The organism is Deinococcus misasensis DSM 22328 (assembly GCF_000745915.1).
Classification (GTDB): Bacteria; Deinococcota; Deinococci; order Deinococcales; family Deinococcaceae; genus Deinococcus_C; species Deinococcus_C misasensis.
The window spans coordinates 1-9,986 of record NZ_JQKG01000081.1 but is presented as its reverse complement, the minus strand read 5'-3'; the positions used below and the strand labels follow the sequence as shown (position 1 = coordinate 9,986).

At 54.1% G+C, this 9,986-nt stretch carries 11 protein-coding genes, 1 tRNA gene and 2 rRNA genes; 5 read left to right on the top strand and 9 right to left on the bottom strand.

Going from position 1 to position 9,986, the window contains the following annotated elements; genetic code table 11:
* Positions 1-329 precede the first annotated feature (329 nt).
* Genes Q371_RS22675 through Q371_RS22665 form a run of 3 tightly spaced genes read left to right on the top strand, consistent with a single transcriptional unit; the run spans position 330 to position 2,171 of the window.
* The gene (locus Q371_RS22675; RefSeq protein ID WP_051965107.1) at positions 330-1,106 is read left to right on the top strand and encodes a sugar phosphate isomerase/epimerase family protein; all 777 of its coding nucleotides are present in this window, start codon (positions 330-332) and stop codon (positions 1,104-1,106) included.
* Positions 1,107-1,146: 40 nt separating this feature from the next.
* The gene (locus Q371_RS22670; RefSeq protein WP_034345085.1) at positions 1,147-1,710 is read left to right on the top strand and encodes a flavin reductase family protein; all 564 of its coding nucleotides are present in this window, start codon (positions 1,147-1,149) and stop codon (positions 1,708-1,710) included.
* Entirely contained in the window at positions 1,707-2,171 is a 465-nt protein-coding gene (locus tag Q371_RS22665; protein ID WP_051965105.1) for a tetratricopeptide repeat protein, read from the top strand. The genes Q371_RS22670 and Q371_RS22665 overlap by 4 nt, the downstream gene beginning before the upstream one ends.
* Positions 2,172-2,175: 4 nt before the next feature.
* On the opposite strand, the gene Q371_RS22660 is transcribed toward Q371_RS22665, so the two are convergent.
* The gene (locus tag Q371_RS22660; RefSeq protein ID WP_034345094.1) at positions 2,176-3,540 is read right to left on the bottom strand and encodes an FAD-binding oxidoreductase; all 1,365 of its coding nucleotides are present in this window, start codon (positions 3,538-3,540) and stop codon (positions 2,176-2,178) included.
* A gap of 47 nt (positions 3,541-3,587) precedes the next feature.
* A complete protein-coding gene (locus Q371_RS22655; protein WP_051965104.1) occupies positions 3,588-4,214 on the bottom strand; it encodes a DUF6198 family protein in 627 nt (208 codons plus the stop codon).
* A 386-nt stretch (positions 4,215-4,600) separates the two neighbouring features.
* Between Q371_RS22655 and Q371_RS22650 the strand changes: the two genes are divergently transcribed.
* Complete coding sequence (locus Q371_RS22650) at positions 4,601-6,106, top strand: AMP-binding protein (protein WP_034345083.1); 1,506 nt, start codon at positions 4,601-4,603, stop codon at positions 6,104-6,106.
* 2 nt (positions 6,107-6,108) lie between these two features.
* Here the strand turns inward: Q371_RS22650 and Q371_RS22645 are convergent, their stop codons facing one another.
* Entirely contained in the window at positions 6,109-6,756 is a 648-nt protein-coding gene (locus tag Q371_RS22645) for a SanA/YdcF family protein (protein ID WP_051965102.1), read from the bottom strand.
* A 36-nt stretch (positions 6,757-6,792) separates the two neighbouring features.
* Between Q371_RS22645 and Q371_RS22640 the strand changes: the two genes are divergently transcribed.
* Positions 6,793-7,338 (top strand): pyridoxamine 5'-phosphate oxidase family protein, encoded by a 546-nt coding sequence (locus tag Q371_RS22640; protein ID WP_034345080.1) that lies wholly within the window; start codon positions 6,793-6,795, stop codon positions 7,336-7,338.
* Here Q371_RS22640 and Q371_RS22635 read toward each other — a convergent pair.
* The 6 genes from Q371_RS22635 to Q371_RS22610 form a co-directional block, all read right to left on the bottom strand.
* Positions 7,335-8,066 carry a potassium channel family protein gene (locus Q371_RS22635; RefSeq protein ID WP_034345087.1) on the bottom strand — a complete coding sequence of 244 codons (732 nt, stop codon included), beginning with the start codon at positions 8,064-8,066 and terminating at the stop codon, positions 7,335-7,337. The two genes, Q371_RS22640 and Q371_RS22635, sit on opposite strands and share 4 nt — an antisense overlap.
* Before the next feature lie 20 nt (positions 8,067-8,086).
* On the bottom strand, positions 8,087-9,082 hold the full coding sequence (locus Q371_RS22630) for an MBL fold metallo-hydrolase (RefSeq protein WP_034345077.1): 996 nt from the start codon (positions 9,080-9,082) through the stop codon (positions 8,087-8,089).
* 32 nt (positions 9,083-9,114) lie between these two features.
* Positions 9,115-9,330 (bottom strand): hypothetical protein, encoded by a 216-nt coding sequence (locus Q371_RS22625; RefSeq protein ID WP_034345074.1) that lies wholly within the window; start codon positions 9,328-9,330, stop codon positions 9,115-9,117.
* Positions 9,331-9,429: 99 nt separating this feature from the next.
* Positions 9,430-9,505: transfer RNA gene (locus Q371_RS22620), tRNA-Gly, on the bottom strand.
* A gap of 129 nt (positions 9,506-9,634) precedes the next feature.
* Positions 9,635-9,751, bottom strand: a 5S ribosomal RNA gene (gene rrf, locus Q371_RS22615).
* Positions 9,752-9,812: 61 nt separating this feature from the next.
* Positions 9,813-9,986: ribosomal RNA gene (locus Q371_RS22610) — 23S ribosomal RNA — on the bottom strand; the annotation flags it as partial.

Sequence of the window (9,986 nt, the reverse complement as noted above, 5' to 3'; positions counted from 1 at the left end):
GAGCCGAGAGCCGAGAGCCGAGAGCCGAGAGCCGAGAGCCGAGAGCCGAGAGCCGAGAGCCGAGAGCCGAGAGCCGAGAGCCGAGAGCCGAGAGCATGGTGTGCTGCACATACAAAAAACAGTCAAGGGGAATTGTAGGGGCGCAACGGACAAGGAGACCAACATGTGGTCTCCTGTTTTGTACAAGAAGCGTGCTGCGCCCTTCATGGCTATCGCAAAAGCTTGATTTGCCCTCGGCCCTCGGGTCTCGGTATCTATACCTTCTGCCTTCTGCCTTCCAGAAATCAGGATGACCATTTCCCCTTTTCTGCCTGTTAAGCTGAAGTGCCATGCTGAAAAACATGAACATCGGATACACCCCGATCAGTGCCAACATTCTCGATCTGGATGAGGCGTTCCGTCTGGCCGTGGAACTGGACCTCGATTTTGTAGAACTGGCTTACGACCTGCAAGAGATTCTGCCTTCTTCACAGGCTGTTCAGAAGGTGCAGGAGTTGAAAAGGGCAACAGGTGTGGGCGTCACCGTGCATCTTCCCTACCTTGAACTGAATCTGGCCTCGCTTTTTGAAGGGGTTCGGAAAGTGTCTGTGGAACGCATGCAACAGGCTTTCGAGTACACTGCCCAGGTGGAGGCCCTCAACAGCGTGCTGCACGGTGGGCGCATCCCAGAGCGGCATCCTTTGATTTTGGATGCCGCCAAAAACCAGTTGCTCCGCAGCCTGGACGCCCTGAAACACCCTGCTGTGCCGGTCACGCTGGAAAACACCCACATCAACCCTCTGGAGTTCCTCAAAGGCAAAAACGATTTGCAGGAAATGAGCCAGTTTGCGGGTTTTGGGGTGTGTCTGGATGTGGGCCATGCCCTGATTGAGGGAGGCGAAGACCAGATTGCCGAGTACTGGCAACTGGGGAACATCCGCCACCTGCACCTGCAAGATGGACTGGGCATCGAAGACGACCACTTTGCTCTGGGCAGAGGAAAAATCGACTGGCAAGCACAAAAACCACATCTGGAAGGGTTCTCTGGAACGGTGTGTCTGGAAATCAGTGGGACCGGTGACGATGTGCGCCATTCTGCAGCGTTTTTGCGTGAATTGATGGCCTGAAGCACGTTGCGCCTCCTGCAAAAGCGGTTAAACTGACCCCATGCGCAGGCTTGAACGCACAGACCGTTTTTTTGGATATTATCCGGCCACGGTGGCGGTCATCACCGTCCAGACCGCCACCCAACGCAACCTGATGAGTGCAGGATGGCATGCTGCTGTGTCCATGAAACCGCCCATGTATGGGGTGGCCGTGGGACCCGAGCGGGCCACCCATCCTCTGATCAAAGAGGCAGGGCGTTTTGCAGTGAATTTCCTGCCTTTTGAACACTCCAGAGCCATTCAGGGGGCCGGAGTGTATTCCCTGCACGATGGCAAGGACAAATTTGAACGTCTGGGCTTGTCTTTTTACACAGGAGACCTTGGCACACCCATTCTGGAAGCGGCTTATCTGGCTTATGAGCTGGACGATCTGCAGTTCATTCCTCTGGGCGACCACAACTGGATTGCAGGGGTGGTCAAACAGGTGCACCACCGACCAGAGGCTTTTGAGGGGTTCAAACTGACCCATGAAACGGCTGCGCTGTACCTGGGACGCTCCACCTATCAAGCCCTGCAAGGTGAAACCCGCCTGCATCTGTCTGAATCTTTTGAGGAACAAGCATGAAAAAATGGGTGTTTTTGCTGGTTTTTGCTGGAGGGGCGCAAGCACAAAATGCCACCTTGGATGGATTAAGGCAAGCTGCAGGACAGGGCAATGTGACAGCACAATACCAACTGGCCATGCAGTATGACCTGCTGGGTTTTCCTGCCAACTCCCAGTACTGGCTGCACAAAGCGGCCCAAAACGGCAGTGCCACCGCACAGTACAACCTCTACCAGAGGTACCGCACTGGGAAAATTGTTTTGCAAGACCCTCAAAAAGCCCTGAAATGGCTGAAAAAAGCTGCATGCTCAGGGCTGGTCAATGCCCAAACACAACTGGGCCTCCAGCTGGAGAAATCAGATCCAGAGCAAGCCTACAGGTGGTTTTTGCAGGCCAGCAAACAGGGGTATCCTGCTGCTCTGGAAGGATTGGAACGCCTGAAAGGGCAGAAAACAGCCTCATCTGCTCCTTTGTGCCCTTGAGGGGTCAAAAAATCTTGCCGGGATTCAACAACCCCTGAGGATCAAACACCTGTTTGATGGCACGCATGTGGGGGATCAAATCGGCGTGCTCTTGCTGAAGGTACTTCTTCTTCTTCAGGCCTATGCCATGCTCTCCGGTGCAGGTCCCTCCCACCTCCAGAGCTTTCTCAACCATGCGGTCTGAAACGGTGTGGATGTTTTCCCACACCTGCTGGTCTTGCGGATCTCCATGAAAAAGCACATGGTAATTCCCATCCCCCACATGCCCGAGCAACACAGCGTCCAGACCCCATTGCTGGCAGAGGTCTTCGGTGTGGGAGACCACCTCGGGCAGTCTGGAGATGGGGACACACAAATCGGTGGCGTGGGTGTGGTGGCTTGGATGCATGGCTTTGAGGGCATAAAAAGCATGGTGGCGGGACTCCCAGAGTTCACGCCTTTCCCGTTCTTCGCGGGCCAGCATGAAACTGGTGGCGTACCCTTCCATGCAGCAGTCCCTGAGGATCTCCAGGTTTTCCCGCAGAACCGACTCTCCACTGGCCGAAATTTCAATCCAGAGGGTGGGGCTCTCAGGGTAATGGAGGTTTTTGTAGCGGTTTACAGCCTGTGCAGCCCTGGCATCAATGAGTTCAATGCGCTCGGGGTTCAGGCCTGCCCCCATCACCGTGACCGCGCAATTGACGGCGTCTTGTACAGAATCAAAGGTCACTCTGGCCACGGCCACCGTGACAGGCAGAGGATGCAGGCGCACCGTCATTTCAGTGATGATCCCGAGTGTCCCTTCCGAACCGATGAACAGGTGCTTCAGATCATAACCTGCACTGCTTTTGCGGGCTTTTGTGCCCACATGCAGCACCTCACCGGAAACCAGAGCCACCCGCATGTCCAGCACCTGATCGCGCATGGTCCCGTATTTCACAGCCCCTGTGCCTGAAGCGTTGGTGGAGGCCATCCCCCCCAGCGAAGCGTCTGCACCGGGATCCACAGCAAAAAACAGGCCGTAAGGTCGGGCCTGTCTGGAAAGCTCTGGGTACAGAACTCCGGGTTGCACCACAGCACAGAAGTCACCGGGATGGATGGACACCACCCGGTTCATGCGACCAAGGTCCAGAGAGATTCCACCGTGCACAGGCAGAACTTGACCTTCGATGCTGCTTCCTGCGCCAAAAGGCACCACAGGAATGTTGTGGATGCGGGCAATTTCCAGCACCTTCAAAACATCCGATTCAGACTCTGCAAAAACCACCCCATCAGGCCAGTGAACCTCTGGATGGGATTCGTCTCTGGCATGGGTTTCGCGGTGGGCAACCGACACACTGAACCGGTCTCCAAAATAAGTTGTCAAAAGGTCCTGCACTTCAGGATGCATGACCCCATTGTGCAACCTGAAACCCATCAATGTAAGGGGAAAACAGCTTATGTTGAGGTTTTGCTGTTCATCCCAAAAAGCCGCATTCCCAGAGACATGGCCGGACCGATCAGCAAAGCAAAAGCCAGGGTCCCCCAACCCACATTGCCTCCCAGCATCCATCCGCAAAGCAGAACCACCAGTTCGATTCCGGTGCGGATGCGTTTCACACCCCATGGGGTCACCCGACTGAGGGCCAGAACCATCCCGTCCCTCGGGCCTGCACCCAGAGAGGATGAAACGTACATGCCTGTGCCCAATCCCATCACCAGCACACCCAGCAGAAATTGGGTCCAACGGGTCCAGAGCACCTCTGGATGGGGCACCAGAGGCAAGGTCAGGTCAATGAACATCCCAATGAACACCATGTTCATGACCGTTCCAATGCCAATGGGTTGCCTGAGGAAAACCCACGACACACCCAGCACCAGAAAGCCCATCAACATGCTCGTCTGTCCCACCGTGATCGGAAATTGCTTGCTGATGCCTTGATGGAGCGCATCCCACGGCGAGAGCCCCACTTGTGCACCCAGCATCAGGGAAATGGCACAGGCGCACACCAAAAGGCCCAGCATCAGGACCACCAAACGGGAAGGAAAGGACCAACTTTTGACGTTCAGGGAGAGAGACAGCATCGTGTTCCACTCTAACGGTGTCAATGCAAGAAAAACATCACCACAACGGCTGAGTTGCACCGGTGTTACTGCGAAAACCACAGTAACGTTATCCCAAAGCAAGTACAAAGTCACTGTTCGGGCACATGCAACCAGAGAGAGCCGTCAGCAATCAGCCAGAATGGAAATCTGCTTCTGATGGATTGGGCTTGCAAAACCAGAGTGGGCTTTGCTGTTTGATCTTGCTGCTTTCGAAAGCAATGGCCTCTGGGTGGTTTTTCGCTGACCACTGAGGGCTGACCGCTTTTTCAGTGGACCTGCCAGAGTTCAAACTTTGCGTCTCCTTTGAACGTGATCCCTGAAACCACTGAAAACCCCGTCCTGATGCCCTACACTGAGGCCAAACCATGAACCTCAGCCAGATTCTTTCACAGCATGCCCAAAACACGCCACACAAAATCGCTTTGATCACGGCACAGGGCCAGACCACCTATCAGGAACTGGAACAGATGTCAGACAGCATGGCGCACCTGCTGCAAGCCAAAGGGGTGAAGCGGGGAAGCCGGGTGTTGTTGCTGCTTCCCATCAGTCCAGAGCTTTATGCGGCTCTGGCTGCGGTCTGGAAACTGGCAGGGGTGGCCGTGGTGATTGATCCGGGTGCAGGCATCCCGAATTTCAGGCATGGGGTGAGAGCCACCCGGCCAGAGGTGTTCATGGGCATCTCCAAATCCCACCTCCTGAGGCTCCTGAGTGCTGAGTTGCGACAGGTGCCTGTGCACATCAGCACAGGTTTTGTGCCGTTCACCACGCGCTGGGCACAGCAACCCTGTACAGCCATTGAAGCGGCTCAGGTGGATGCAGACACCCCTGCCCTGATCACTTTTACCTCTGGCAGCACCTCCAAACCGAAAGCTGCTGCCAGAAGCCATGGTTTTTTGCTGGCCCAGAATCAGGCTTTGCAGCACACCCTGCAACTGGAACCCGAGGGCATCCACCTGTGCACTCTGGCGGTGGTCACCCTGACGGTGCTGGCTGCAGGAGGCACCGCCCTGATTCCAGATGCCAAACTGGCCAGACCGGGATTCATCCAGCCCGAACCTGTCTTGAAACAACTGCAAAAGCACCAACCCCTGACCGTGACCGCTTCTCCAGCTTTTGTGGAACGCCTTGCTGAAAAAGGCAAACTGCCTTTTCGGCGCATTTATGTGGGAGGGGCTCCGGTTTTCCCCTACCAATTGGAGCTGTTCAAACAGCAGTCCAGCGCAGAGATTTACAGCGTTTATGGATCCACCGAGGCCGAACCCATCGCAGAGCAAGCCCACTCCCAAATCCTGCCCGAGGACTTTGAACACATGCGCTCTGGCAAAGGTCTGCTGACCGGAATTCCAGTTCCTGAAATCCAGCTTCGCATCCTGCCCGACCAGCATGGCCAACCTTTTGCCTACCAGACCAGAGCCGCTTTTGAAAACGCCACCCTGCCCCCCATGCAGGTGGGAGAAATTGTGGTGACAGGAAACCACGTGCTGAAAAGCTACCTTGACCCCTCGGGCAACACCGAAACCAAATGGACCGACGAGCAGGGACAGACCTGGCACCGCACAGGCGACGCAGGTTGTCTGGATGCGCAGGGCAGACTCTGGCTTCTGGGCCGTTGTGGGGCCAGAGTGGATGACCTTTACCCTTTCAGTGTGGAGGTCGCTGCACAGAACCATCCTGCGGTCAAACGGGCTGCCTTGACTGCACACCAAGGTCAAAAGGTCTTGTGGGTGCAGTGGAAAGGCCCTGAAGACCCCTCAGGGCTTGCAGAAATGCTTTCCTGGGCCAACCTGACTGAGATCCGCAGCCTCAAAGCCATTCCTCTGGACCGCAGGCACAACGCCAAAGTGGATTACAACCGCTTGCCCAGGACCTGAATTCATTCACCAATCGGGACGGGGTCTCCCAGAAACTTCGGCTGGGTGTTCAAAACCTGCACATCCAGCACAGCTGAAACCCGGGCCAACTGTTCACGCAGCAGCACCCGGATGCCTCCATATCCGCCCACATCCTGTGCATTGAAACCAATGGCATCCAGCCCATAAGCCTGAGCCAAATAAATGGCCCTTTCATTGTGAAAACGCTGCGAGATCACCGTGAAAGACTTTTGCCCGAAAATCTTGTCTGCCCGCACCACTGAATCCAGTGTCCTGAAACCTGCATAATCCAGCACGATGCGCTTGGAAGGAATTCCGAGCGCCACCAGATCATTGCGCATGGTGGTGGGTTCATCGTAATTCACTGTGGAATTGTCCCCGGTCACCAGCACGTAATCGATTTTTCCACTCTGGTACAGCTTGGCAGCAGCCTCAATCCGGTAACGGTAAAACAAGTTGATGCGCCCAGAGACAAACTTGGAAGTGCCCATAAGCATCCCCACTTTGCGCTTGGGAATGGCCTCCAGATCGGTGTAAGTCCGGTCTCTGGCAGAATCTCTAACCATGTAATCCGCAGCAGGCAAGCTTAACGCCGCCAACCCAGCCAAACCCAACACCACCCACAGAAACGTTTTAAATCTGACATTCATGCCAATTTCAGTTTAAAGCTTCCCTATGATGAAAGCATGGGCAAAAAACTTGAAAGCATCACTCCCGTATTGCAAGACTTCATTGAGCGACAAAAGATTTTCTTCGTGGGCACCGCAGGCGCAGAGGGTTTTGTGAATGTGTCCCCCAAAGGCATGGACAGCTTTCGGGTGCTTGGTCCAAACAAAGTGGCGTGGCTGAATGTGACCGGAAGCGGCAACGAATCCGCAGCCCATGTGCTGGAAACCCCCCGCATGACCTTGATGTTCTGTGCCTTCGAAGGGCCTCCCATGATCCTCAGGCTGTACGGAAAAGCCAGAGTCTACCACCGTTATGACCCTGAGTGGCCAGAGGTCTCAGGGCTTTTCGATCCCCTTCCCGGCACCCGTCAGGTCTTTGTGGTGGATGTCGATCTGGTGCAAACCTCCTGTGGCATGGCTGTGCCTTATTTTGATTACCAGGAAGAACGCGACGACCTGAAAGACTGGGCTGCCAAAAAGACCACCGACCAACTGGAAGCCTACTGGCAGCAGAAAAACACCCTGAGTCTGGATGGAAAACCCACCCATATTTTTGAACCTTAACCCCCCTGTTCTGGTGCCTGCTGGGCCTTGATCAGGGCTTTGAGTTCCAGCACATGGGCTTCCAACTGGTCCAGACGCTCTTGAAGCGCACGGTCCTCGGGCTGATTCTCTTCATCCACGAAGAAAGCCGCCACCGTGGCCGTGAGCAAACCAAAAAGGGTGATTCCAGTGAACATCAGGAACACCGCCACACCACGCCCGCCGGGGGTCACTGGAAACTTGTCTCCATATCCCACGGTGGTGATGGTCGTGACTGCCCACCAGAGCGCATCCTGATAATTGGTGATGGAGCCTCCTCGTCCTTGCTCAAAAAGCAGCACCAGACCTGCAGAAATGGCCACCACCAGCACGCTCATCAGGCCCACAAAGTTGAGGGCTTTCTGCCTGAAAAGTCGCCTTGACCTTTTCCATGTGCGGTACAGCACCAGTAAAATCTTCAACAACCTCAGAGGCCTCAGGAACGGCATGACCACAATCAGGATGTCTGCCCAGTGTCTGCCAAAAAACCTCAATTTGTTGGGGTAAAGGTAAAATTTGGCGAGCAGTTCCACAGCAAACACACCCCAGATGAACCATGCAAGGCCATCCAGTACCCGTACCGTCTCTGGAGACACTTTCACGGCCTGAGGCCAGACTTCCAGCAGCAAATACACCACGGCCAGAACCAGCATGGGAACCTCAGTGAAACGCTCCAGACGGTGATACGCCCGCATACTCTGAATGTGCATGCCTTGAGTGTACTGAAAAATCACCAGTGATCTGGAAAAACCGTCCTTGCAAACACCGCCCGAGCTTCTGCAAGCAATTGCTGCCACTCCTCTGGGGTGTACCTCTTTGAAACGTGGGTGAGCACCAATTGCTTGGTCCCAGACTCCAGAGCAATCTGTGCAGCCTGTGTGCTGGTCAAATGGTGATTGCGCTGTGCACGGTCCAGATCCCCATGCAGGTACTGACCTTCACACACCACCACCTCCACGCCTTGCAAAAACCCCTTCAAGGCCACCAGAGACACATCATCCAGCAAAAAATCCGTGAGGTAAGCGATGCCCCCTCTGGGATGCCCAATCAACAACTGTTCTTTCAAAAAGGCCGTGCTGAAAAGCTGCCCATTCACTTCCAAAGTGTCCTCAGCGAAAGCAGGATCTTTGAGGTGCTCCAGCCACTTCCCTGAAGGCAAACCCAACTCGGGCAAACGGGACACATCAATGCGGGTTTTGGCTTTTTCCTGCACCTTGAACCCGAGGCAAGGGGTCTGGTGGTTCAGGGTGATGGCCTGCACCTGAAACTGCTCCTCATCCAGAATCACCCCTGAGTGTTTTCTCTGGCCCAGGTCATGGCACGTTTGAAACCCCTCAGACGTGTCAAAACGGTAAGTGTAGATGTGCTCTGGAAAAACCTCGTGCACCTGCCAAACCGTGCTGTACTGCTCTGCAAGATTCCACATGTACCCCTGAAACCGATGCTGCATGATTCGCCCCGTCTCTGGAGGTCCCCAGATGTGGTTCTCCTTGCTGGTCCGATTGAAGTTGGCCCTGAAGTAAGCATCAAATCCAGACACATGGTCCACATGCAAATGCGAAAAGAACAGATGGTCCACCCCCAGAATGTCTGAATATGGAAGTCCAGAGAGGGTCCCATCCCCACAATCAAAAAGCAACCGCTCCAGTTTGCGGTAATTTTCCAACTTGACCAGCAGAGCATTGTCCATGCCCATCTGGCCCAGCACCTGAAAATGAATGCCCATGGTGCAGCCATTGTACAGAACACCATCATCTTTTAAGAAGAACTGACCACCAGATACCAGATCCATCCTGCAAGAGCACCGAGGCCAACACCAAAAGCCAGCACCGTCAAAAGCAAGGAATGGTATTTTTCACTGATCCAGCTTTTCAACAATGCATAAATTGCATAAATCACGAGTCCTAAAACCACAGCCACAGGTACAGCCACCCATTTGGCAGGAAGATCAAACACAAAAGAATCAGAATTCATGATTTAAGCATACCTTTTCTTTTCAACATTCCAACCATCAAAACAAAAAATTCAGGTAATAAAAAAAGACCTGATCAAAAGATCAGGCCTTTGTTCTTCTGGAGCGGGTAACGAGACTCGAACTCGTGACCTCAACCTTGGCAAGGTCGCGCTCTACCAACTGAGCTACACCCGCACTCCACACCAACCCAACAGGATCAGCAGCAAACACAATAACAAAACTTCTCCCCCAGGTCAAGCCCCGAGATTCCGCTCTGCAACGCAAAAACACCACCCCAAATCCGGGACACCAAAACAAAAAAACCCCCCGCGTCGCTCTACTCTCCCAAGCAATCACTCACTCAGTACCATCGACGAAACAGCGTTTCACGACCCAGTTCGGAATGGGATGGGGTGGGACCACTGCTCTATGAACACGGGGGAATCTACTCTTTTTAAGACTCCCAAAAGAATGCGAACCAGGACAGTATCATTGCAACTTAAAGGTCAAGACCTCGACTCATTAGTATCAGTCCGCTCAACGCCTCTCAACGCTTACACGCCTGACCTATCAACCAAGTGGTCTACTTGGAGTCTTACCAGCTTTCGCTGTGGGAAATCTCATCTTGAGGCTGGCTTCCCGCTTAGATGCTTTCAGCGGTTATCCATTCCGCACA